The following is a 26,018-nucleotide window of genomic DNA, read 5'->3' on the forward strand; positions in this document are numbered from 1 at the left end:
ATCATGGATGTCGTCTACAGCCATGTCTGTGGACTGGATGTCCACAAAAAGACGGTCGTGGCCTGCATTATCACGCCGGACGAGAAAGAAATCCGCACATTCTCGACCATGACCGACGATCTGTTGCAGATGGTGGACTGGATCAAGAGCAAAGGTTGCACCCACGCCGCCATGGAAAGCACCGGTTCCTACTGGAAACCCGTCTATAACCTGTTGGAGACGGAAGAGATTCAAACCTTGGTCGTCAATGCGCAACATATCAAGCATGTTCCCGGACGAAAAACCGATGTGAAGGATGCCGAGTGGATCGCTTCGTTGCTCCGGCTTGGATTGCTCCGAGGCAGCTTCATTCCGCCGCGTGATCAACGGGAGCTTCGCGAGTTGATCCGATACCGCCGTAGTCTGATCGAGGAGCGGGCACGAGAAGTCAACCGGATTCAGAAAGTGCTGGAAGGCGCCAACATCAAACTGTCGTCGGTAGCCAGCGATATTCTGGGCAAATCGGCGCGTGCGATGATCGAAGCGCTGATAGCCGGTAACGTTGATCCGGAATCCTTGTCGGAGTTGGCACTTCGGCGTCTGAAGAACAAGAAAGCGGATCTCCAGCGCGCGCTCAAAGGACTGATCGGCCCGCACCAACGGTTGATGCTCCAAACCCAACTGCGGCACGTCGATGAACTGGACGCGCTGATTCAACAGTTGGACGAGGAGATCAAGAGGCGGATGCTCCCTTTTGAGGAAGACCTGGAGCGGCTGGACACCATTCCCGGGGTGGCCCGGTGGACGGCGGAACAAATTGTCGCTGAAACGGGGACCGACATGAGCCGCTTTCCGTCTGCCGCTCATTTGTGTTCGTGGGCGGGGGTGGCTCCAGGGAACAACGAAAGTGCTGGGAAACGAAAGTCCGGGCGAACGACCAAAGGGAATCCGAAGCTTCGGAGCGCTCTCATCGAGGCGGCACGGGCAGCAGTCCGAACGAAACACACGTATCTGTCCAGTCTATATCATCGCATTGCCGCCAGACGAGGGGCCAATCGGGCGGCTGTGGCGGTGGCCCATCGGATCCTGACCATCGTCTACCATCTGCTAAAGGAAAAACAGGTTTACAACGAACTGGGGCCTCATTATTACGAAGAACGCCGGCGTGAACAGATGGCCCGACAAGCGATACGGAAGTTGGAAATGTTAGGATATGACGTTATGGTAAAAGAACGGGAGCAAACCGCATAATCCCCTATCATTTTCCAATTTGAAGCGATGTAACGGTGGGTTGGCCTTTTTGTGCTTTTTAGCGACTATTATTTTCGGGATAGGTACGATCAAAACTTGAGAGGTGAGATTTCATGCTATGTGCATTTGCTTTGTTTCAATTCCTCGTTAGAGTAAAATTAGCGTTGGGGTAAAGATTGGAAAAAGCGGACATAGAAAGAGAGCCTCTCCTTTGGTAGAGTGGAATTTGGCAAAAAAACACCCTCAAAGGAGGAGGCTCCTATGCAGCACTTTACCACAGCCATTCCTGCAATGAAAGAGCTTGAAGAGTGGATGTTCAGAAAGATGCAAGACATGTTCGTCGACGCGATGAGAAGCACGCTGGAGATGTTGGATCAGATCATTTTGGAGCAAAGGGATCGAGAGCGGTATCGCGTCAAGGCTGAACGGGAGACCAGCGTGAATACGGTGTTTGGCAACATTCGCTTCAAGCGGAGATTGTACATGGATCGCCAAACCGGCAAACACGTGTACTTGCTCGACCAGCACATGCGATTTGAGGGGCGAGGAAAAGTCAGCCCGCATTTGTTGGAAACAGCCATTGCCTTTGCCGCGGAAGGGCCGTCGTATCGTGACAGCGCCAGACGGCTTGAGCAACTGTTGGGCTATGCGGTGCTCAGCCATGAGGCGATTCGCGGGAAGCTGATCGAGCAAGCGGAGAAGCCGGTCAAAGCAACAGAAAAACGACCGGCCAAGGTGCTGTTCGTGGAAGCGGATGGCCTGTACACGAAATTGCAACGGCGGAAGCGGAAAGGGATGGAACATGCGATTGCCGTGGTACATGAGGGCTGGGAGCAGGTCGGCAAGCGTGTGCGGCTTAGGAACAAGCAGCATGATCTGCATCGGGGGGAGGGCGACTTTTGGGAAGCGTTTGGCGACTTTCTGACCGAACGGTACGAGATCGACGGGGACACCTGGCTGGTGGTGGGCGGAGACGGAGCGAAGTGGATCGGGGAATGTGAATCGTACTTTCACAAGTGCATCTACACGCTGGATCGCTTCCATGTGGCACGTGATCTGAAGCGGTTTGTGGGCCACCTGCCGAAGGTATGGAAAGAAGCAAGACAGGCGTTGGCCAGGCAGGAGCCGGCGGCCTTGATGGCGGCCGTGGAGCGCGTGCCGATCGAAGCGATTGCGCCTGACAAACGGGAAGAATGGACCGCCTACCAGTCGTTCTTGAGGCGGCACCGCAAGCATCTGGAGGATTACCGGAAGACCCTTGAGGCACACGGTATCGATACGAGGGGTATGAGGCCGATGGGAAGCGCGGAAGCCCAGATGCGGGTGTTGGCGAAACGGACGAAGCGCGGAGGATACAGCTGGAGTGAACGAGGCTGCAGGGCGATGCTGGAGACCGTCATGCGACGCAGGCAGATCGGCAGGTTGGAAGAAGCCGAGGAGCACGCAGTTGAGTCCCCGCAACGTGTGGTTAGTGTACGGAGGTTGCTTCACGACGCCATACGACCGGCGAAAGGCTATGTTGACGGAATGATCCGACTGCTCAGAAGCCAATGGCAAAGTCGCCCGACTGGAATGGCATTAAAAGGACTTAGAGGATACTGATACCAGGGATCTGGAGCAGTTCCTGAAGGAAGAAAAACTGAAACCGCTAACAAGGGATTGGCTCTTTTTTCGGTTGTGATCCAGCATCCCCAATAAGGTGCCCACGCTGACTTGACTCAGACTAACTCGATGTTTTTGTTGCATTTCTTGTAGTATATACGATATCATGTAGATATGTACATACGAACGATTTCTCGGAAAAACAAAAATGGTTCGGTCACCCGTTACGTTCAGCTTGCCCATAATGTACGAAATCCGGTGACCGGGACGCCGCAAGCGAAAGTCCTGTACCATTTCGGCCGCGCTGACGAACTGGACATGGAAGGCTTAAAGCGCCTTGCCGCCAGCATCCATCGTTTTGTGGGTGAGCCGCAGGCGCCTTCTCCATCGCCATCCACATCGGTCACGCTGCTCAGCAGTCGTTCGCTGGGCGGTGTATGGTTACTCGATCAACTGTGGAAGAAGCTTGGGATCGGCGAAGCGATCACACGACGGCTTGCCGATCGGGAATACCGCATGCCGGTGGAACGCGCCATCTTTGCCATGGTGGCCAACCGGGCGTTGGCACCCAGCAGCAAGCTGGCCATGGAAGATTGGGTGGATCGCGAAGTGGCCATTCCGGATCTTCCAGCGTTTGACGTGCAGCATGGCTATCGGGCAATGGATTTTCTGCTCACGTCGGAAGAAAGCATCCAACGCGAAGTGTTCCATACGGTCGCGGATTTGCTGAACCTGGAAGTCGATCTGCTGTTCTTCGATACGACCTCCACGTACTTTGAAACGGAAGAGGACGACGAAGACGATTTTCGCAAAACCGGTTATTCGAAAGACCATCGCCCCGACCTTCCGCAGGTCGTCATCGGTTTTGCCGTTACGCGGGAAGGCATCCCGATTCGCTGTTGGGTGTGGCCGGGGAATACGTCGGATATGAACGTTGTGCCGCAGGTGAAGAAGGACTTGATCGGTTGGAAACTCGGGCGTGTGGTCACCGTCGTCGACCGCGGTTTCTCCTCCGAGGACAATCTGCGGGTGTTGCAGCAAAGCGGCGGTCACTACATTGCCGGGGAGAAAATGACGTCGGGCAAACCAGCAGTGGAAGCGGCACTGGCACATCCGGGACGATTCAAAATGATCCGCGACAACCTGGAAGTCAAGGAAATTGTCGTGGGGGATGGCGAAGCTCGCAAACGATACGTGCTCGTCCGCAATCCGGAGGAAGCCAGGCGGGATGCCGCCCGGCGCGAAGCGCATCTGGAGCGGCTGCGCACAGAGCTTGCCCGATTGAAGGAACTGGACGGCGAAGCGCATACCCAGGCCCACTGCCGTCTTCACAGCCATCCGACGTACAAGCGATATCTCAAGACCGACAAGCGCGGCAATCTGCGGATCGATCTGGCCTCCGTCAAAGCGATGGAGCATCTGGACGGCAAATACTTGCTGCGTACTTCAGACGATACGTTGTCCGCGGAAGATGTGGCACTTGGGTACAAACAATTGCTGCAGGTGGAAGCCGCGTTTCGGACACTCAAGCAATCGTTGGAACTGCGGCCGGTCTACCACCGAAAAGAAGAACGGATTCGCGCGCACGTCCTGCTTTGCTGGCTAGCCTTGATGCTCATCCGGATTGCGGAAAACCAGACCGGCCAAACGTGGCGCGATATTCGTTCCCTCATGCAGACGTTGCATCTGGTTGAGTACCGATTGGATGCCGGAAAGCTGCGGCAGCGAACGGAATTAACAGACGAACATCGGGGCATTGTTTCGGCCTTGCAAATCGCAGAACCCCAGCAAATATGGGATATTTCGCTTTCATGACCCCTCAAAAGTGTAGGCACCACACGAAGTTATCCACAACCGCCGCATCCCTCGTCCCGCTTGGGCTTGTGGCGGTTTGTGCATCTACTGACTGTCGAACACGGGGAGAAAACGGATGAAGTTTCAATTCCTCATAGGTACGATAAAAATCCTAAAACCTTCGTAAAATCAAGCTTCAATTCGTATTACATTAAGCCTCAAATAGCAATATTCATCCAATATTTCATGCAACCCTTCCTCATCTTCCAGTCTGCACTTTTGTCATCGACCCCCGGAGGATTTTGCGCTACCAGGGATCGATGACATAAAACTTGATAGATTCAGAGGTAATATTTCCACTATGATCGGATTAACCCCTATCCTGATCCTTTTTCCATTTCAGCAATCCTGACCAATGCTCATCAGTCTACTCTGGTGGCCAGAATTTTGATTATTGTTTGTATGGCTTATTCGGATTTTCTTTCCAGCCAGACTGTTGCTTTTTAATTGGCCAGTGATTCTGTTGCTGTCGGTCAGCATCTTCGCGCACGGTCGTAGGCTCATTCCACAAAAGCTGTCCCACAGTTGGCAACGGCAACAGGGATTGGTAAGCAGGATATCCATCTCGATCAGACAACGGCATGTACCGTTTGTCAATGTGATCATATACCTTCTCCCGCATCGCCAAATAGACCCGAACGGGTTCGGATTGCTTCACATCCTCGCAGACCGATTTCATCTGATCGCAGAATGAATCAATAAATTCATCGAATTGTTCCCGCGGAATTTCTTTCGGTTTATCCTGGAAAAATTGGTCCAACCGATACATCACATTATCGAGATACAACCGAATATCCTCGAAAGTTACGCAACCAGCACCATACGGCTTCCCCATGCCGATCGTCTGGTGTTTCGGCCATGTCAGGGCGGCGAGAAGCAAGCCCAACTCATCCTTATGCAGCCGTTCGAAGCGAATAGATGCATTGAAGACGGTTCCTTTGGGCAACAGATGCAAAATGGACTTTACATCACTGTTATCCTTCTGCGCGCTTTTCAGATTCTTCTCTGGCTGCTCAAAGTCCCGCTTCAGCCAATACTGCTTGATCCCCCGCCACTCATACTTGTCGTTCAGTGTTTTCAAATCACCGTGGTTGTCCTGTTTAATATACATGGCCACAGCTGTCAAGGAAGGCTGTCCGGGAATAACCACTTCCTGACGGATGGCACCGGGCTCACCTTCAATAACCGCCGATCTGAAGGAGAGCCTTCCCGCATAGGATCTTTCTTTAGATCCTGCAAAGCCGAACATGGCCTGGACGTAATCGAATCCACCTTCGGAATAATCCGGCAACCCTGCCTTAATGTTGTTTCTGTAGAACACTCTCAAGCTCGGCGTAAATCCGAAAAAGGTGAAATCCCCACCCGCTACATAGAAACACGGTTTGAGTTCGCCTTTTCGCTCTGGTAACTTGTAGAACTCTTTAAATTTCAGACGATTGCCTTTAACAATCAGATCGTAACGATACCAGTGTACCTCTTCCAACCGAAGCGGAATGGGTTTAGCACGGGTATCGGCCGGATGGATCAGGTAATGCGATTGTTTCTTCTGCATGAAACCGGACGACATCAAGGCACACTCGTATCGGGTACCTCGTCCGGGCTGAAAGGAATACTCACCGTTGCCTGTAATGTACACGGTCTTGCGTGTAATGTACGGAGCATAATGTCTCGACTGGCATGCTCTCAAGTAGCTGTAGTACATGCCGTATATATCGTTGTATTCTTGAACCAACTGTTCCAGTTCTTGAACCCTTGGTTGGACAGAATACAGGCTTAGCCTGGCATGATAGGCATCCAATCGTTCTTTGTATCGAATCAAAAATGCCCTCTTGTCCTCGATGTACTCCGTTCTTCTTGATCTTGTAGGCCCAACCAATTTTTTGGGGGGTTTTGGCCGACCAATCTTTTCGATCTCCAGCAAATCCTTGGTGTACATTGACCTGACGTCGGGAGCGGGAAGAACGCCTTCTTTATAGAGTTGCTGCTCCCGGACAAACGTAAAGGTTTTTTCATTTATTTTTTCCGCCGGAATGATTTCGTAACTATCTTTCCCGGTCATGCGGATATATCCGGCTTTGACCGTCTCCTTATTGATAATCCGATCGTATTCTTTCTTCCTGTTTCTCAGCCCTCTGGTTACGGCATCCGACAGCCCGCGATACATCAAGGTTTGTTCCTGGTTATCCACGCCTTCCCGCAGATCACTGTGCCCGATTATACCAACAGCGCTGCGAATCAGCCCGCGAAGGGTGGACCCCGGAATTTCGAAACGGGAATAGGCATCTCGATTGAATTCACGGTTGCGATTCGTTTCATCCGCATTGCCTTGGGCCACAAGTATTGGGGTCTGGGCAACAATCCGAAATGTCAATTCGCCGCTCAACAATCCGTTCTCCTTGGTACATGCTTCGTCATGTTTTGGCAAATCCTCAAACTTCTCATACCTGACCTTCCGTTTTTCGGAAAAAGGCACAAAATTGTATGGAGCATGCGCCAAACCGGTTCCCGTTCCACTTCTATCATTGCGCATCATCCGTCTTCTCCTTCACGCCAAATTGATCGGGCAAGAATAGGCGACGAACGCTTGGCCGTCTTCGTCAAATTCAATCAATTCATGAATCACCAAATACCGGGCGTTAACCTGTACGGATGCCAATTTCTTGATAGCCGTATCGGACAGGACCTGGCGTCCTTCCATAACAAGCCGCTTGTCCGCAGTGTCGGCGTCATACTTGGTGCAAATCCATTGATCTTCCCTCTGCCACAGATGCCATGAAGCCGTTCCGTCGAACGCCCATGCTTCATATAATCTGGCGGGATGCAAAGGTTCCGGACCTTTCTTCAACAACAGCTCGCTGTGTGTATATGCCAGAAACCAGGCGTCGTTCGGGACATCGGACGGCCATTCCAACATGCCACCGCTCACTTCAACCAGCAAAGTTTTCACCCGGCCTCACCTTCTTTCACGAAACGATCCAGCGCTTCTTGCAGCTCGGTCAGCCAGTTCCCGGGGTCATGGACACATCGTTTTTCGAAATCGATCGTGACCGACTTGTCCGCATAGCTCATCTTGAGTTCGGACAATCTCAATTCACCCCGGCCGATGCCATGGCCGCTTCCAAGAGTCTGCCGGCCCGCCGAGAGATCCCGGAGTGCGAAAAGCAACACCGCCGCGGCGGCCCGGTCTTTCTCAGAACGATCATCGTATTGAAGATACAGACTGGTGGCAAAATGGCCTGAGACCGTCTCTTCCTCCACCAGCGCCCCGTCTTTGTATCCACCCTTGATGGGGTGGATGGCCACGCGATGATAAATTTTGGTTTTTGGCTCTTCCAGGACGATATCTTCCAACGCGATCCGGCCGTCGAAAATATGTTCTTCCAACCCTGGCACAGCCGACAACGACCGTATGATGCGAGCCACTTGGTGACGAAGCGATCCTTTGAAGCTGGTAGCGGGAATAATATAGCGCAATTCCCCATCATAACTTGATTGAATGGGAGAACGGTCCGGCTTGCTGCTGTCATGCGGATATTGCCCCGCGATCAGGAGCGGGCTGGCCAACTTTCCTGAAATCTCAAGATTCAGCACGTCGAACCAGGCCCTCGGCTTCGGACTCCAAGGTTCATAAGCTTTGGACTGCTCCACATAGGCTTCCAGATCTTCTCGGTTGCCGAAGTCATAGCAGATATATTGACCGTCGACAATTTCAACCTTCCCGCCCCCGGTGGACTTGTACGCCCCCAGGCGGATAATCCCGCGATGTAAGGCATCCAACATGATTTCCACCAGTTCTTTGTCCGAATTATCATTGGTGCGGAGCGTCAGCTTAACCTTGAATCTGGCACCCGCGGCAACCGTCATCTGTTCGAATTTTGCTCTATGCACCGTTTTGGTTGCCCGGTCCAGATGGACACGCGGCCTGACCTCAAACGGCTGGGGCGTGACGCAGACACCGTCACTGAAAATCAAGCGGCTGGCTTGTTGGATTCCGCCTGTTCCCTGAGATCCAAACATAGCCTGATACGACTCTTTGATGGATGTCATGTAGGCCCTGCACGCTCCCGCCCATGACGTGCCTGGCAAGAAGGGCCGTCCGTTGTCATCCAGCAGCAAATCTCCGTCATCCGTGCCGATTCTGAGCGGGGATTTGGAAACGAGAACAAACGACCACTCGTGAACCTGATTCATTTCTCCGCCACCTTCTTGCCCGTTGACGTTTTGCTGCGAACTTTTTGCCGGAAAAACAGCTCGAGAGCACGCAAATTCCAGTACAGGCTTCGATCATCCTTCATCAGCCAATCATCCAGCTTATAGGTGTATGCCAATTGGCTAAAGATGAACTCTCGCAAGGAAGACTTGCCGATCCGGACACCGTTCAACCCAGGATCCCGTTTGTTGTTCGTTCGATCATCCACGTCCTTCCAGAATCGGCCCCATCGTTCCGCGGCCTTCTCCGGTGTGGAACGTCCGGTTGCAATATCCGCCAATATCTCCGAAGAAACCTGCCACAAGGTTCCCCACTTTGAACTATTGATCCGGGTCCCGTGAACATCCCTAATCCATCCCGCAACCCTCTCCCGCGTGGCTGCCTGCAGCCGCATATCGGCAAGGTTCCTTATGATCCGCTCGATCTGAGCTTCATCCGACGCAACATCGCCGCGGATAACCATTCCTTCTTCGAACCCGACGTTCTCCGGTTCGCAATCCACCATCTCGGTATATGGCCATTCCGTGAAAAGGATGAGTCGCCCGAATCCTTCGTTCACCCGGGCACCGATTCCTTTTTCCATAAGACCTCGCACACGCTGTTCGTCCAACTCGCCGGACATCACCCGGTATTTGTAGATGGATCCCGCCTGTACGGCGGAGTAGGACGGCTGATAGGCCTGCCATTGGGAAATGTAACCACCGGTCAGCTGTGTATTGACCACTTGATCTTCCAGTTCGAGTTCAACACCGAGCTGCTCGCCCAGCCACCCGGCATCCGGCGCGCTGCACAGCCTTCCGTTTCGGTCCCGGATAATCCAATCGGAAGCAGCCAGCACATACAGCTCGCCGGTCGGTTTCAAAGTTGCGGCACCCATGCGCTCCGGTGATTCCCGCATAGCCTCAATTTTTACAGTCGTCCGACCATATCCGCTGTTTCTGGCGCCGCCCAGCCACAGTGTCAATATCTTCTGCCGGGTCAGCCATTGGACGAAATCGTTTTGTGCCGGAGCAAAAACCACGGCTTTGAACACCTGTCCGGCATCCAGCGCCTCATACCGATAAATGCGAGAACGGTACTCTCCCGTCCGGCCCGATCGCCGCGCATCTTCCACAAGGCTCAAATGCAGCGCCGAAGAAGTCCTGACCTTCGCCGCAAGGACCACATCCTTGTCCATCACCATGACATCCCGCGAAATCCGAACGGGCGAGTCATGGCGAATTTCGGAAAATCGCTTCTCATCCAGCGACTGATAAATCGGTCTCCGCTTCTTCAACTCCTTCGCGTCCTGTTTCTTCTCGAACAAATGCTGCGCGAAGGGCAGTCCGCGCTTTCCGTCCAGCGCCAGATAGCCGTTCCAGAACTGCACCTTGCGGGGATCGAAAACCTCTTCCGTCTCGAGCTCTTCCGGCCTTTTTCCCGTTGATTGCAGGTAAGCCCTCACCAGAGCGCCGCGCAGCACGTAACCGGGAATGCATCCCAGCGCGTGTGAAGAGTCGCTCGTCCCCAGCACTTGGCTGATTTTGAGCGGCTCATGGGCATAAATCGTCAGCTCGTAATACGGTCCCTCGCCAACCGGTTCCTGGATGACGGTTTGATCAGCTATCCATTTCAATTGGCACCGGACTTCACCTTTGCCCCGGTTGCGCATCAATCCGACATGCCGGACGAGCTTCACCGCTTTCTCGAGAAGCTGTCCTTCTTGTTCCGAAAACTCCGTGTTCGCGAACACCGGCGCATAGAGCTTGAACCCGGGTTTCATCAACCGTGCTTGTCGCAACGTTCCCTTGGCCGCCTTTCCCGATTCGTCGATGCTGGTCATCGAACGCACGTTGGTGACGGCGTTCAGAACTTCCCCGGCATCAATATGGTTCTTATTTACAAACTCGTAAATGGCGTCGCAAAGCTTGGCATGGCCAAACCTCAGGCCTTCGTGGTTGTCCTCCCACGGCTTCCCAAACAGCCGCAAAATTTCCCGATCTAGCCGTTCCTCCTGCGGCAGAAAGCTGTTGTACCATTCCGCTTGCTCCCGGATCAACCCCTTCAGCGTCCGTCCAGCAAGGTAAGGCAGCCCGTGCTCATCCGTCTGAATCTCGATGTCGGCGGTCCCGAGAACGGAGCCGTCTCCGCCGAACACCGTCTCCGACAACAACTCGATCTCAATGATCGCCTTCAGGCTCATTGCGCCTTCACCTCACCCAGCCGAATCATGTGGTCCATGACGTCGATGGCGTCGTAGAAATAAGCCGAAACTTCACCTTGACGCTCTGGCAACGTCACATAGAGACGCAGTCCCGTCTCAAACTGGTTCTGCACCACCCACTGTTCCACCGCCATCCTGCCCTGATGATACACCGAGCGCAGCGCTTTCCATTTGCTGCGTGCCATGCCGGAGTACCGAATCGCATCGAATGCATGGAGAAATCCCTTCATGTAATTTGAGGGATGGATATACCTGCTGTCTGATTCATCACGGAACAGATAATAAGGACGGTTTAGCAGACAGCCTTCTTTCGTCCGATAAACGTTCTCACGGCGCTGCTCCACGTTCAAATCCACATCGCCGGAAGCCGCAACTTCCCAGTCGATAAGCGAAGCTTCAAACGGCTGTCCGCTGTCGCCGGAATCGACCGTCTTCCACTGATCCGATTCCTGCTTCAGGCGTTTCTTCGCGTTGCCGCACAACCGTTCCGCCAATTCGTAAGCCAGCCAGAAGGGAAATTTGCGGCGGACAATGGCCACGCCGGCGCAGGCGTCAAACCGGAAGGGAGAGCCATCAATTTCCATGGACTCTTGCTGCAAATACTGGATGAAGACGCGAGCCAGCTCGATTCCCAATTGTCCGACGGCGATGAAGCAGACATCGTCACCGGAAGCCACGACAGGCCGCAAGGGAACTATGTTCGAGTATTCGTGTTGCTTCTGTTCGTCGTCGCCGTAGATTTTACTCGCCCAACAGTCGTATTCGCGCATGACATGCTCGATCATTTTTCGCATCGCAGTCGTATACGCTTTATCGATGTCCGCCGTGAACTTTGCATACTGATTCAAATAATCGTCGTTGTTGGAAAAAGGAATCCGCAGGAACGCGCTCACCTTCGTCCCCATGGCGTTCCCGTCAAGATGCACAATGGCCACATAGTTTTTCGCCGAACGTTCTCCACCCAGCACATGTTCCAAGTAGTCCTGATCCATGAATTTCAATCTCTGTCCATTGGCCTGTGCAACATCCAGCCCTTCAAGGAAACGTTCATCAAAATCATCCAGCGTTCTGTGGCCATACCTGTCTTTAACGTTCAGTTCCTTCGACTTGGCGACCTTCTCGGACGAACCCGGCAACTCCGCATACTCGTTGGCGGGCATGCCGCTGTCCGGGCACAGCCGATGGATGCCCCAGGTGTATTGACGAACGGCATGCACTCTGCGGTTTTTCTTGGCCGCCAGCTTGTTCCGCATGTCGCCCAGCACGTTCGTCCGACCATCGGATGTTGCGTTTTCGGCGAAAAGCTTGTCCGTTTCCCATTCCATGACATCCATTACGAGGAATAGCTCCAGCCCAGGAAGGTGCTTTAACACGCCGAGGGAAAGCTCGTTCGCGAAAGTTTCCGCATCTTCAGCCGACCCGAACACATACAGGGCATTGCCCCCGCCGACGGATCGATGCAGCGGAAACGGCATCGGCACGTCCCAATCTTTAAATAAACGCTCCGGTTCATCCGTCAGCCAGCGAATGATCGTGGAAGCTCCGATGTTTTCCCGCAGCCGGTTCGAACGGAAAATATACCGCTGCTTCTGGGAGACTTCGTACATGACCAACCATCTCTTGCTCAAATCAAGCCCCTCCTGAACGGTTCAATCCATAAAACAGACGGTATTCGGCAAATCCGGGTAATTGTTCAGATTGACCTTGTTTTTGCGGAAATGCGGATCGGCTTCGTCACATTGGTTGATGAATTCCGTCAGAACTTCGTGGAAAGTCTCGTAATACTGTCTGGTGACAGGCTCGAATCCATGAGCAAGCCAACTCAAATTGCGGTATTTGATCGCGTCTTTGATTCGCGCTTTGTGTGCTTCCCAGACTTGGCCAATCGGCTCATTCAATCCGCTCAGCAGTTCATAACTCTCAAACAGACCGATCGCAAGTCTGCCTTCGGCATCCCGCTTCAACTCCAGCCGCTCCCGTCGTTCTTCTGACAATTGAGTGAGCGTTTCTTCCGTGATGTTCGAAGTGGAAATATCCCGTCTTCGGAGGGCGAACTGCGCATACAATTCGGTAGCCCGATACAACCGGGCCACGGCGTCGTCGTACTGTTCCATTCTGGCCCTGCGCTCGGCATTCCGAATTAGGTCGTATACCGGCAACGGCGCTTCCCTCCAGGGGGCACTCACGGTATGCGGAATGTTCGGTGTGGATTCAGTTTTGCTCGGCTGTTTCGCCGCTTCACTTCCTATTTTTAGCCACTCGACAATACCGGCTAGGCGACCAGCCATGATTTTGCATTGAATTATCTGCTGATTCGGTCTGTAGCTTCGAGAGAAATAATCCAGATCCTCCCACGCACGGCCGTATTCAAACCGATCCCACAGATCGAAAGCGTTCATAACAACATTAGCCCGATCCAGGAATTCCTCGTCATTCTTGTCTGCCCCAATTTTGCTGATAGTGCGGACAATATCTCTGGCCCCTCCATAGTCCTGCCGGTTCAGCACGTCTTCAAATGTTTTCTTGAATCGGCTGAAGATGATGCTATGACGGTTGATCATGAACACCCGGCTCCGGTCTCCAGTGACTTTGTTCAAATCAGCTCTGGGACCTTTCATTAAAATAGGTTGGCAGTAATCATATTCCAACGCAGCCACAAGCAAACCGGATGCCATGGACTTGGTTCCTCCGGTGTAGTCGGTGTATACTTGATGCCCTTTATAACCGGCAATAATCTCTTTGGCCAATTCATAGACTTCGGCGGGGTCATCCGGGTCCACTTCCACGATGGTGGTCTGGTCTTTAGGGAAGCCGGCTTGAATCAAGATATTAGGTCTATCCTTCTCCTTACCGCAGACCTTACCATCTCCTATAACCATCACTCTGCTCGAATTTTGACCGGAAGAACAGATGAAGTGGATATAATCCGGCTTTAATTCCTTGATGGACAGTACCAGCGGAGTGTCATCTCCTCCCACGGTCATGATGAGTACTTTCATTGAACTTTCTCCTTTCTCTCTGTCAGTACTGGGGAATCTCATGTATTTTACCCAGCAATTTTTTAGTGATCTCAGGAGTATCTTCGTTCCATTTCTTCCGTCATGAGTTGATTATTGTTGTTGTACAGACTACCAAGACAAATCAGATAATTCCTAAGTCCTGCTTACTTCAACAATTACACATCAAATTCCTTCTGAAGAAATAAAAGGATTGTCGAGATTTGAAGCTAATCAGGCGGGAAATAGGATGGGATGTGTTGACAGACGAGGAAGCGCAGTATTCGATGAGGATGACAGGTTACGATCAAATTCGGGCGTTTGATCAGCTTTCAAAGAGCGGTAGCTGGAGTTTCAATTACCGTAGGTACTATCAGAACTCATATAGGTGCATTCCTTCATTCGACATAATCCGCAAATTTCAAAGCCTTAAAGGTACTATCAGAACTTGGACAAGCTAAAGCTAGGGGCTTTACGGCGACATCCTAGTTTCAATTCCTTATAGGTACTATCAAAACCGGCATTCTGGTGAATTTTCGCGCACACTTTGTTTATTGTTTCAATTCCTTATAGGTACTATCAGAACTTCAGATGCTCTTCGAAGCCAGCGAGCACGTCGGGTATGGTTTCAATTCCTTATAGGTACTATCAGAACCGATACGGGCGATGTCATAGTGATACTTCGCCCAGATGAGATTCAATTCCTTATAGGTACTATCAGAACATGGGCCTCTGTCAATAGATTGGACACATGGAATCGAGAAAATTACGCAACATAATCGTACATTTGTTCGCATTGAATGGGTGTGAGATACCCGATCGCCGAATGGACTCGTTTGCGATTGTAGAAAAACTCGATATATTCAAAAATCTTGCTTTGCGCTTCCTTGTGGGTCTTGAACTTTTCCAGATAAACGAGTTCCTTTTTGAGTATGCTGTGGAACGATTCGATGCAGGCGTTGTCGTAGCAGTTGCCCTTGCGGCTCATGCTGCCCTTCATCCCGTATTTTAGGAGCCGTTGTTGGTACTCATGGGAAGCGTATTGGCTGCCCCGATCGGAATGATGAAGAACCTTACCTTTGGGCCGCTGACGGCTGTAAGCCTGGTCCAGAGCTTGCAAGACCAGTTCCTTGGTCATCCGCTCATCAGCGTGCCAGCCTACGATTTTGCGCGTGTACAAGTCCATGACGCTCGCGACATAGAGCCATCCTTCGTCTGTCGGAACGTACGTGATGTCCGCCATCCAGACTTGGTTGGGAGCTTGCGCTGTGAACTGCTGATTCAGCACATTGTCATGCACTGGCAGGTTGTGCCTCGAGTTCGTCGTCGCCTTGTATTTTCGGACGGTGCGCGACTTAAGCCCCAACTCCTGCATGATGCGGGCGACGGTTTTCTCGGACACCCGCATCCCTTGCTGGCGCAAGACTTGAGCGATCTTCGGACTGCCATACAGACGGCGCGATTCCAGGAAGATGCGGCTAATTTGCTGTTTTAACCGTTCGCGGCGTTTTTTCCGTTCACTTTCCTTGCGCCGGGTCCATTGATAATAACCGCTCCGGGATACACCATTCAAAATCCTGCACATCTCCGACACCGGATACTTGGAGCGGTGCTTGTGAATAAACGAAAAGATCAGTTCCGGTCTTTTGCGAAGATGTGCATCGCTTTTTTTAGAATCTCATTCTCCATCTCAAGTTGGCGAATTCGTTTCTGCATGTCGAGGAAGGTCTTTTCCTCCATTTTCAGATTGCCGCTGCCGCGAAAAGCGTTGACCGGATCCTGTTTGAATTCGCTGATCCAACGGTACAAGGTATTGTCGGATACACCCAGTTCCCGAGCGACTTGCGCCACCGGTTTTCCCTGTTCCTGGATCATCCTCACGGTTTGGATTTTGAAGTCTTTGTCATACTTTTGACTCATCTTCGGACACCTCGATTTTGCTGAATTTATTGTCGCATTCTCGATTCTCGGTGTCCACTATTCAGTCTAGCATCAATTATAGTCCGGTGGTGACAAAACGCCGAACGAATCCGTGCTGTACGTCAGATTGAAAACAGTTTCAATTCCTCATAGGTACGATCAAAACTTCACACTTCGGCATGTCGCGCCCCTCGGACTTACGACGTTTCAATTCCTCATAGGTACGATCAAAACGGCAACTTCGATGTGTGGCAGCGGGGGACGAGTTTTCCATTTCAATTCCTCATAGGTACGATCAAAACGGGTACGGGTTGATAAAGTGCCATATGATCGTTGGGTGTTTCAATTCCTCATAGGTACGATCAAAACGACGATCCCGAAGGCGATAACGGCGTTGACGAGCGGAAGTTTCAATTCCTCATAGGTACGATCAAAACAAGCGGCTCTACTGGCGGTGATGGGGAAATGACTGAGTTTCAATTCCTCATAGGTACGATCAAAACCCTTTATGCGGGAGGCTTATGGTGGCGGGCAACGCAGTTTCAATTCCTCATAGGTACGATCAAAACGGGTGTAGTTCATATGGAACCCCGTTTCGCTAGGTACTGGTTTCAATTCCTCATAGGTACGATCAAAACCGCACCGGACATATGAACCGTGGCTGGCAGCTGACGAGTTTCAATTCCTCATAGGTACGATCAAAACGCCGACGGTTCCCGCAGGCGCGGGTTCTGCGGAAAGGGTTTCAATTCCTCATAGGTACGATCAAAACGCGAAGTGGCCGAAAGCGCGGCTGAAATTGATCGAGGAGTTTCAATTCCTCATAGGTACGATCAAAACGGTCAACCTGGGCGACGACATTCCGGCCACGACAATGTTTCAATTCCTCATAGGTACGATCAAAACCATATCGCGCAGCTGCTGCTCGAGCTTTTCGAGCTGTTTCAATTCCTCATAGGTACGATCAAAACTGGAAGGTAAAAAGGTTATTGTCTCTAACCTTGCATCGTTTCAATTCCTCATAGGTACGATCAAAACTTCGGCCTCAGTCGTGGCGAAGTTGTTCCCGAGTGCGAGTTTCAATTCCTCATAGGTACGATCAAAACCATCGGAAACAGCCGATTTGTTGAAATCATTGACTAAATAGTTTCAATTCCTCATAGGTACGATCAAAACAGTTGTAAAAGATCAGTACCCGATCACTCGTGGATTCGAGGTTTCAATTCCTCATAGGTACGATCAAAACGAGAGGAAGACGGAATACAATCATGGTTTTTCGAACCGTGTTTCAATTCCTCATAGGTACGATCAAAACCTTGTGCTCGTCACTCTGGTCGATCAGCAATTCGTCGAGGTTTCAATTCCTCATAGGTACGATCAAAACTGAAAGAGGACTACATCGGTCCCGTTCGTGAACAACTGTTTCAATTCCTCATAGGTACGATCAAAACTATAGTGCTCGGGTTCAAGGACGCCGGAATATACCGGGTTTCAATTCCTCATAGACCCCCATGCCGCTAATGCGGCACCAGCAGATGATGAAAATGGACGAATGCGGTACAATATTCCTGCGGCTGGTGGAGGGAGGTCGTTGTTTCTTGGTGCTGCGAGCCCGACTCTTAGACGGACCCCAACGACCAGGTGCACCACAGATTGTCGCTCCCTCGGGAAGCACGCGGGATAGAATGGCCCATGTGTGGTCGTTGCACCAGCCCTCAATCGACAAAGCCGCAAGGAGATTGTCCATCATGGATGTCGTCTACAGCCATGTCTGTGGACTGGATGTCCACAAAAAGACGGTCGTGGCCTGCATTATCACGCCGGACGAGAAAGAAATCCGCACATTCTCGACCATGACCGACGATCTGTTGCAGATGGTGGACTGGATCAAGAGCAAAGGTTGCACCCACGCCGCCATGGAAAGCACCGGTTCCTACTGGAAACCCGTCTATAACCTGTTGGAGACGGAAGAGATTCAAACCTTGGTCGTCAATGCGCAACATATCAAGCATGTTCCCGGACGAAAAACCGATGTGAAGGATGCCGAGTGGATCGCTTCGTTGCTCCGGCTTGGATTGCTCCGAGGCAGCTTCATTCCGCCGCGTGATCAACGGGAGCTTCGCGAGTTGATCCGATACCGCCGTAGTCTGATCGAGGAGCGGGCACGAGAAGTCAACCGGATTCAGAAAGTGCTGGAAGGCGCCAACATCAAACTGTCGTCGGTAGCCAGCGATATTCTGGGCAAATCGGCGCGTGCGATGATCGAAGCGCTGATAGCCGGTAACGTTGATCCGGAATCCTTGTCGGAGTTGGCACTTCGGCGTCTGAAGAACAAGAAAGCGGATCTCCAGCGCGCGCTCAAAGGACTGATCGGCCCGCACCAACGGTTGATGCTCCAAACCCAACTGCGGCACGTCGATGAACTGGACGCGCTGATTCAACAGTTGGACGAGGAGATCAAGAGGCGGATGCTCCCTTTTGAGGAAGACCTGGAGCGGCTGGACACCATTCCCGGGGTGGCCCGGCGGACGGCGGAACAAATTGTCGCTGAAACGGGGACCGACATGAGCCGCTTTCCGTCTGCCGCTCATTTGTGTTCGTGGGCGGGGGTGGCTCCAGGGAACAACGAAAGTGCTGGGAAACGAAAGTCCGGGCGAACGACCAAAGGGAATCCGAAGCTTCGGAGCGCTCTCATCGAGGCGGCACGGGCAGCAGTCCGAACGAAACACACGTATCTGTCCAGTCTATATCATCGCATTGCCGCCAGACGAGGGGCCAATCGGGCGGCTGTGGCGGTGGCCCATCGGATCCTGACCATCGTCTACCATCTGCTAAAGGAAAAACAGGTTTACAACGAACTGGGGCCTCATTATTACGAAGAACGCCGGCGTGAACAGATGGCCCGACAAGCGATACGGAAGTTGGAAATGTTAGGATATGACGTTATGGTAAAAGAACGGGAGCAAACCGCATAATCCCCTATCATTTTCCAATTTGAAGCGATGTAACGGTGGGTTGGCCTTTTTGTGCTTTTTAGCGACTATTATTTTCGGGATAGGTACGATCAAAACGGAGCCTAAACCATGCGTCAATATCGCGGACGAATGTTTCAATTCCTCATAGGTACGATCAAAACGAGCAGCCGGCGCCGCAATCCGATGCACAGACGCAGGTTTCAATTCCTCATAGGTACGATCAAAACTGTGAGACTGTCGGTCAGTCTGGCCATATGGGCTGGGTTTCAATTCCTCATAGGTACGATCAAAACTAGACGGGCATTTCAAACTGTACCAAGTCGATCCCGTTTCAATTCCTCATAGGTACGATCAAAACACGGTCGGCGCGATCACTTCGGCATTCGCTGACGTGTTTCAATTCCTCATAGGTACGATCAAAACGAAAGGCAGCATTCCCGCGAATGTCGGCTCGTCCGGAGTTTCAATTCCTCATAGGTACGATCAAAACTCCATTTGAATTGTTTCAAAGGACGCAACCAGCGCGGGTTTCAATTCCTCATAGGTACGATCAAAACCCGCCGTATAGCAGCTCGTCGACGTTTGTTGTCTGGTGAGTTTCAATTCCTCATAGGTACGATCAAAACTCCTGAGTTCACCGGGATCGTAGATTTGATCATCGAGTTTCAATTCCTCATAGGTACGATCAAAACGAAGGTTTGCGACGATTGCGCGGAAGGAGGGAAAGGTTTCAATTCCTCATAGGTACGATCAAAACTTTGCATTGGCGCATCCCTCCTTGATATAGCGTTTCATGTTTCAATTCCTCATAGGTACGATCAAAACGGAGTTCAAATCGGAAAAATCGGCATCGGTATCGGGAGTTTCAATTCCTCATAGGTACGATCAAAACGTAGCTTCCAGCGAATTTTGCTTTTCTTGATTTGAGTTTCAATTCCTCATAGGTACGATCAAAACAAAGAAATGGGCTGATGACCCTGAGCCCGTAACTATGTGTTTCAATTCCTCATAGGTACGATCAAAACCTGCCCGCATCGAGGGCAGATGCCAAATGCTTCCCAGTTTCAATTCCTCATAGGTACGATCAAAACCTATAGAATCTCACGGCCCAGAAGGACGAAACTACAGTTTCAATTCCTCATAGGTACGATCAAAACGGTTCTCAAGGAAGATTACCTGGGGCCGGTAAGGGAAGTTTCAATTCCTCATAGGTACGATCAAAACTCGAACCGGTCGCTGGCCGATGCCATCAAGACAGAAAAGTTTCAATTCCTCATAGGTACGATCAAAACTCCGCGAGAAGACGGAACGTTGGTACGCCCGGCTCGGTTTCAATTCCTCATAGGTACGATCAAAACTCCTCAATGCCGAACTCGTCCGCCTCTTCGTACCAGAGTTTCAATTCCTCATAGGTACGATCAAAACCGAACCGGACGGCGGAACTTTCCCGACGATAGTCGTGTTTCAATTCCTCATAGGTACGATCAAAACGAGGTGATGAAGCATGTACAAACACTATATCCGAAGTTTCAATTCCTCATAGGTACGATCAAAACAATGGTCACAGCGTCCCCCCGCGCCTCCGTCGCTCGTTTCAATTCCTCATAGGTACGATCAAAACTCTGGCCGCCGGAATCGCGGTTTATTTCCATCAGTTAATGTTTCAATTCCTCATAGGTACGATCAAAACTCGAAATCGAGTTCCCGCCCTCGATGGGGGCGAAATGGGTTTCAATTCCTCATAGGTACGATCAAAACGTTGTCCCGATGGCCGATGAGACGATGAAGGACGTCGAGGTTTCAATTCCTCATAGGTACGATCAAAACACAGTCGGAAGTGGATGAGCTTCAATACGAGAGCCAACGGTTTCAATTCCTCATAGGTACGATCAAAACCGAGCAGAGCGCGGCGGCCGAGAAGACATTCCAGCGTTTCAATTCCTCATAGGTACGATCAAAACCCGACCCGGCGTATTCGTCCAAGCTGGTCGGGATCATGTTTCAATTCCTCATAGGTACGATCAAAACGCATATTTTTGGATTCGTGTAGAATAATACATTTACGTTTCAATTCCTCATAGGTACGATCAAAACTGTTCCAGCCGACATTGCCAACTGCGGGACAATAACCCGTTTCAATTCCTCATAGGTACGATCAAAACGCGCTCGCTGAGCACCGGGCCGCTCAGTCGATGTTCGAGTTTCAATTCCTCATAGGTACGATCAAAACTTTATAATGAGTCCGAAAGTCCAGAAGAAGCTGATTTGTTTCAATTCCTCATAGGTACGATCAAAACACTCCTGCAGCGCCTCGAGGCGCGCCAGCCGACTTTGTTTCAATTCCTCATAGACCCCCATGCCGCTAATGCGGCACCAGCAGATGATGAAAATGGACGAATGCGGTACAATATTCCTGCGGCTGGTGGAGGGAGGTCGTTGTTTCTTGGTGCTGCGAGCCCGACTCTTAGACGGACCCCAACGACCAGGTGCACCACAGATTGTCGCTCCCTCGGGAAGCACGCGGGATAGAATGGCCCATGTGTGGTCGTTGCACCAGCCCTCAATCGACAAAGCCGCAAGGAGATTGTCCATCATGGATGTCGTCTACAGCCATGTCTGTGGACTGGATGTCCACAAAAAGACGGTCGTGGCCTGCATTATCACGCCGGACGAGAAAGAAATCCGCACATTCTCGACCATGACCGACGATCTGTTGCAGATGGTGGACTGGATCAAGAGCAAAGGTTGCACCCACGCCGCCATGGAAAGCACCGGTTCCTACTGGAAACCCGTCTATAACCTGTTGGAGACGGAAGAGATTCAAACCTTGGTCGTCAATGCGCAACATATCAAGCATGTTCCCGGACGAAAAACCGATGTGAAGGATGCCGAGTGGATCGCTTCGTTGCTCCGGCTTGGATTGCTCCGAGGCAGCTTCATTCCGCCGCGTGATCAACGGGAGCTTCGCGAGTTGATCCGATACCGCCGTAGTCTGATCGAGGAGCGGGCACGAGAAGTCAACCGGATTCAGAAAGTGCTGGAAGGCGCCAACATCAAACTGTCGTCGGTAGCCAGCGATATTCTGGGCAAATCGGCGCGTGCGATGATCGAAGCGCTGATAGCCGGTAACGTTGATCCGGAATCCTTGTCGGAGTTGGCACTTCGGCGTCTGAAGAACAAGAAAGCGGATCTCCAGCGCGCGCTCAAAGGACTGATCGGCCCGCACCAACGGTTGATGCTCCAAACCCAACTGCGGCACGTCGATGAACTGGACGCGCTGATTCAACAGTTGGACGAGGAGATCAAGAGGCGGATGCTCCCTTTTGAGGAAGACCTGGAGCGGCTGGACACCATTCCCGGGGTGGCCCGGCGGACGGCGGAACAAATTGTCGCTGAAACGGGGACCGACATGAGCCGCTTTCCGTCTGCCGCTCATTTGTGTTCGTGGGCGGGGGTGGCTCCAGGGAACAACGAAAGTGCTGGGAAACGAAAGTCCGGGCGAACGACCAAAGGGAATCCGAAGCTTCGGAGCGCTCTCATCGAGGCGGCACGGGCAGCAGTCCGAACGAAACACACGTATCTGTCCAGTCTATATCATCGCATTGCCGCCAGACGAGGGGCCAATCGGGCGGCTGTGGCGGTGGCCCATCGGATCCTGACCATCGTCTACCATCTGCTAAAGGAAAAACAGGTTTACAACGAACTGGGGCCTCATTATTACGAAGAACGCCGGCGTGAACAGATGGCCCGACAAGCGATACGGAAGTTGGAAATGTTAGGATATGACGTTATGGTAAAAGAACGGGAGCAAACCGCATAATCCCCTATCATTTTCCAATTTGAAGCGATGTAACGGTGGGTTGGCCTTTTTGTGCTTTTTAGCGACTATTATTTTCGGGATAGGTACGATCAAAACCATCAGCGCGCCGACAACGGCGCCCACGTCGACACCGGTTTCAATTCCTCATAGGTACGATCAAAACGCAAACGGAACGCGTGCCGGCGCCGCCGTGGTTTGTGTTTCAATTCCTCATAGGTACGATCAAAACTGTTCACGGCAAATTACCCACACAGGTGATGTGGTGGCGGTTTCAATTCCTCATAGGTACGATCAAAACACCCGTGCGCAGGCAGCGGTTCCACCTTGAGGGCGGGTTTCAATTCCTCATAGGTACGATCAAAACGGAGATTGAGCAGTATAAACAGTTTGAACAGCAGTAGTTTCAATTCCTCATAGGTACGATCAAAACGTAACAGCCATCGTGCCGAAATACGAGCGCTGAAACACGTTTCAATTCCTCATAGGTACGATCAAAACTAGTAAGTGTTCTCCGTCGTCTGCCAGACTTTCAAGTTTCAATTCCTCATAGGTACGATCAAAACGAGGCAGAGGTGTCGGTGCTCGGCTCAATCCTGTTGGAGTTTCAATTCCTCATAGGTACGATCAAAACACGCGATTCTTCCAGCGCGACAGCACGAAGGCCAAGTTTCAATTCCTCATAGGTACGATCAAAACCTTCACAAAGTGGCCCATGGCATCACGAGGCCGGTGTTTCAATTCCTCATAGGTACGATCAAAACCCCGATCAACGAACCCGGAATCGACGAGAGAATCGAGTTTCAATTCCTCATAGGTACGATCAAAACCGAACCTTCACAAACTTCATTTGCTCGGTCACCCGTGTTTCAATTCCTCATAGGTACGATCAAAACTCCTGCACCTCTTGGCGGCCTGACGGACTGTTTACGGTTTCAATTCCTCATAGGTACGATCAAAACCCCGCGGGCTCGCCGCAGCGTTCAGCTTGAGAGCGGGTTTCAATTCCTCATAGGTACGATCAAAACCCGCCCTTTACATCCCATTTCCCGGCGCGGAAATCAGTTTCAATTCCTCATAGGTACGATCAAAACCGGGACGATCTATGTCATGTTCTCGGCGGTGGAAGTGTTTCAATTCCTCATAGACCCCCATGCCGCTAATGCGGCACCAGCAGATGATGAAAATGGACGAATGCGGTACAATATTCCTGCGGCTGGTGGAGGGAGGTCGTTGTTTCTTGGTGCTGCGAGCCCGACTCTTAGACGGACCCCAACGACCAGGTGCACCACAGATTGTCGCTCCCTCGGGAAGCACGCGGGATAGAATGGCCCATGTGTGGTCGTTGCACCAGCCCTCAATCGACAAAGCCGCAAGGAGATTGTCCATCATGGATGTCGTCTACAGCCATGTCTGTGGACTGGATGTCCACAAAAAGACGGTCGTGGCCTGCATTATCACGCCGGACGAGAAAGAAATCCGCACATTCTCGACCATGACCGACGATCTGTTGCAGATGGTGGACTGGATCAAGAGCAAAGGTTGCACCCACGCCGCCATGGAAAGCACCGGTTCCTACTGGAAACCCGTCTATAACCTGTTGGAGACGGAAGAGATTCAAACCTTGGTCGTCAATGCGCAACATATCAAGCATGTTCCCGGACGAAAAACCGATGTGAAGGATGCCGAGTGGATCGCTTCGTTGCTCCGGCTTGGATTGCTCCGAGGCAGCTTCATTCCGCCGCGTGATCAACGGGAGCTTCGCGAGTTGATCCGATACCGCCGTAGTCTGATCGAGGAGCGGGCACGAGAAGTCAACCGGATTCAGAAAGTGCTGGAAGGCGCCAACATCAAACTGTCGTCGGTAGCCAGCGATATTCTGGGCAAATCGGCGCGTGCGATGATCGAAGCGCTGATAGCCGGTAACGTTGATCCGGAATCCTTGTCGGAGTTGGCACTTCGGCGTCTGAAGAACAAGAAAGCGGATCTCCAGCGCGCGCTCAAAGGACTGATCGGCCCGCACCAACGGTTGATGCTCCAAACCCAACTGCGGCACGTCGATGAACTGGACGCGCTGATTCAACAGTTGGACGAGGAGATCAAGAGGCGGATGCTCCCTTTTGAGGAAGACCTGGAGCGGCTGGACACCATTCCCGGGGTGGCCCGGCGGACGGCGGAACAAATTGTCGCTGAAACGGGGACCGACATGAGCCGCTTTCCGTCTGCCGCTCATTTGTGTTCGTGGGCGGGGGTGGCTCCAGGGAACAACGAAAGTGCTGGGAAACGAAAGTCCGGGCGAACGACCAAAGGGAATCCGAGGCTTCGGAGCGCTCTCATCGAGGCGGCACGGGCAGCAGTCCGAACGAAACACACGTATCTGTCCAGTCTATATCATCGCATTGCCGCCAGACGAGGGGCCAATCGGGCGGCTGTGGCGGTGGCCCATCGGATCCTGACCATCGTCTACCATCTGCTAAAGGAAAACCAGGTTTACAACGAACTGGGGCCTCATTATTACGAAGAACGCCGGCGTGAACAGATGGCCCGACAAGCGATACGGAAGTTGGAAATGTTAGGATATGACGTTATGGTAAAAGAACGGGAGCAAACCGCATAATCCCCTATCATTTTCCAATTTGAAGCGATGTAACGGTGGGTTGGCCTTTTTGTGCTTTTTAGCGACTATTATTTTCGGGATAGGTACGATCAAAACAAAGGAATGGGCAGACATCGTGCTGTTCCTGAATTAGTTTCAATTCCTCATAGGTACGATCAAAACCATGTCGAGCTCCACCATGGAGAGCCCGATCCGCCGCGCGTTTCAATTCCTCATAGGTACGATCAAAACACGGCGGCTTCGGTGCCGGATTCTGCGGCGTATCCTGTTTCAATTCCTCATAGGTACGATCAAAACACGACGAACATCAGGTGATGAGCGTCGTCGGCATTGTTTCAATTCCTCATAGGTACGATCAAAACGAAGCATTTCGCCCTGATGGGGCAGATTCAGGGCGAGTTTCAATTCCTCATAGGTACGATCAAAACGCTCGCCTCCCATCCGACGATCTGGACGCCGATGATGGTTTCAATTCCTCATAGGTACGATCAAAACAGTCGAATGGGATCAGGAATCCGCAATGTGGGTATTGTTTCAATTCCTCATAGGTACGATCAAAACTCCTTCGTTCTTTCTGATTTCATTATACAGCAT

Annotated in this window: 13 protein-coding genes and 4 CRISPR repeat arrays (1 of these 17 running past the window's edge); of the genes, 6 read left to right on the forward strand and 7 right to left on the reverse strand. The window is 51.7% G+C overall.

Annotation, left to right across the window (positions count from 1 at the left end; translation table 11 throughout):
- Positions 1–3 precede the first annotated feature (3 nt).
- From THECO_RS15120 to THECO_RS15130, 3 genes are all read left to right on the forward strand, one after another.
- Positions 4–1,230: an IS110 family RNA-guided transposase gene (locus tag THECO_RS15120; protein WP_015255908.1), complete on the forward strand. Its 1,227-nt coding sequence runs from the start codon at positions 4–6 to the stop codon at positions 1,228–1,230.
- A gap of 261 nt (positions 1,231–1,491) precedes the next feature.
- On the forward strand, positions 1,492–2,832 hold the full coding sequence (locus THECO_RS15125; protein ID WP_015253270.1) for an ISLre2-like element ISTco3 family transposase: 1,341 nt from the start codon (positions 1,492–1,494) through the stop codon (positions 2,830–2,832).
- 174 nt (positions 2,833–3,006) lie between these two features.
- Positions 3,007–4,647 carry an IS1634 family transposase gene (locus THECO_RS15130; protein WP_015255909.1) on the forward strand — a complete coding sequence of 547 codons (1,641 nt, stop codon included), beginning with the start codon at positions 3,007–3,009 and terminating at the stop codon, positions 4,645–4,647.
- A 430-nt stretch (positions 4,648–5,077) separates the two neighbouring features.
- On the opposite strand, the gene THECO_RS15135 is transcribed toward THECO_RS15130, so the two are convergent.
- The 7 genes from THECO_RS15135 to THECO_RS15165 all read right to left on the reverse strand — a co-directional run bounded on the left by THECO_RS15135 (position 5,078) and on the right by THECO_RS15165 (position 16,015).
- The gene (locus THECO_RS15135; RefSeq protein WP_041853941.1) at positions 5,078–7,219 is read right to left on the reverse strand and encodes a TIGR03986 family type III CRISPR-associated RAMP protein; all 2,142 of its coding nucleotides are present in this window, start codon (positions 7,217–7,219) and stop codon (positions 5,078–5,080) included.
- A 12-nt stretch (positions 7,220–7,231) separates the two neighbouring features.
- Positions 7,232–7,633, reverse strand: a complete 402-nt coding sequence (locus THECO_RS15140) for a hypothetical protein (protein WP_015255911.1) — start codon at positions 7,631–7,633, stop codon at positions 7,232–7,234.
- Positions 7,630–8,877 carry an RAMP superfamily CRISPR-associated protein gene (locus tag THECO_RS15145; RefSeq protein WP_015255912.1) on the reverse strand — a complete coding sequence of 416 codons (1,248 nt, stop codon included), beginning with the start codon at positions 8,875–8,877 and terminating at the stop codon, positions 7,630–7,632. The genes THECO_RS15140 and THECO_RS15145 overlap by 4 nt, the downstream gene beginning before the upstream one ends.
- Positions 8,874–11,078, reverse strand: a complete 2,205-nt coding sequence (locus tag THECO_RS15150) for an RAMP superfamily CRISPR-associated protein (protein WP_015255913.1) — start codon at positions 11,076–11,078, stop codon at positions 8,874–8,876. Before THECO_RS15150 ends, THECO_RS15145 begins: the two co-directional genes overlap by 4 nt.
- The gene (locus THECO_RS15155) at positions 11,075–12,727 is read right to left on the reverse strand and encodes a hypothetical protein (RefSeq protein WP_015255914.1); all 1,653 of its coding nucleotides are present in this window, start codon (positions 12,725–12,727) and stop codon (positions 11,075–11,077) included. Before THECO_RS15155 ends, THECO_RS15150 begins: the two co-directional genes overlap by 4 nt.
- A gap of 21 nt (positions 12,728–12,748) precedes the next feature.
- Positions 12,749–14,098 carry a TIGR02710 family CRISPR-associated CARF protein gene (locus tag THECO_RS15160; RefSeq protein WP_015255915.1) on the reverse strand — a complete coding sequence of 450 codons (1,350 nt, stop codon included), beginning with the start codon at positions 14,096–14,098 and terminating at the stop codon, positions 12,749–12,751.
- 763 nt (positions 14,099–14,861) lie between these two features.
- Positions 14,862–16,015 (reverse strand): IS3 family transposase gene (locus THECO_RS15165; RefSeq protein WP_198285741.1). Its coding sequence is split into 2 segments (ribosomal slippage): positions 14,862–15,769 and positions 15,769–16,015, totalling 1,155 coding nucleotides; the frame shifts between segments, so codons are not numbered across the junction.
- Between the two features lie 136 nt (positions 16,016–16,151).
- Positions 16,152–17,466: direct repeats of the CRISPR family, unit length 30 nt; unit sequence GTTTCAATTCCTCATAGGTACGATCAAAAC.
- Between the two features lie 297 nt (positions 17,467–17,763).
- Between THECO_RS15165 and THECO_RS15175 the strand changes: the two genes are divergently transcribed.
- The 3 genes from THECO_RS15175 to THECO_RS15185 all read left to right on the forward strand — a co-directional run bounded on the left by THECO_RS15175 (position 17,764) and on the right by THECO_RS15185 (position 25,424).
- On the forward strand, positions 17,764–18,990 hold the full coding sequence (locus THECO_RS15175) for an IS110 family RNA-guided transposase (RefSeq protein WP_015255917.1): 1,227 nt from the start codon (positions 17,764–17,766) through the stop codon (positions 18,988–18,990).
- 131 nt (positions 18,991–19,121) lie between these two features.
- Positions 19,122–21,287: a CRISPR direct-repeat array (repeat unit 30 nt; unit sequence GTTTCAATTCCTCATAGGTACGATCAAAAC).
- Positions 21,288–21,583: 296 nt separating this feature from the next.
- Complete coding sequence (locus THECO_RS15180; protein WP_015255917.1) at positions 21,584–22,810, forward strand: IS110 family RNA-guided transposase; 1,227 nt, start codon at positions 21,584–21,586, stop codon at positions 22,808–22,810.
- A 133-nt stretch (positions 22,811–22,943) separates the two neighbouring features.
- Positions 22,944–23,901: a CRISPR direct-repeat array (repeat unit 30 nt; unit sequence GTTTCAATTCCTCATAGGTACGATCAAAAC).
- Between the two features lie 296 nt (positions 23,902–24,197).
- The gene (locus THECO_RS15185; RefSeq protein WP_015255918.1) at positions 24,198–25,424 is read left to right on the forward strand and encodes an IS110 family RNA-guided transposase; all 1,227 of its coding nucleotides are present in this window, start codon (positions 24,198–24,200) and stop codon (positions 25,422–25,424) included.
- Between the two features lie 132 nt (positions 25,425–25,556).
- Positions 25,557–26,018: direct repeats of the CRISPR family, unit length 30 nt; unit sequence GTTTCAATTCCTCATAGGTACGATCAAAAC; it runs 705 nt beyond the window's last position.

It is taken from the genome of Thermobacillus composti KWC4 (assembly GCF_000227705.2).
GTDB classification, from domain to species: Bacteria; Bacillota; Bacilli; order Paenibacillales; family Paenibacillaceae; genus Thermobacillus; species Thermobacillus xylanilyticus.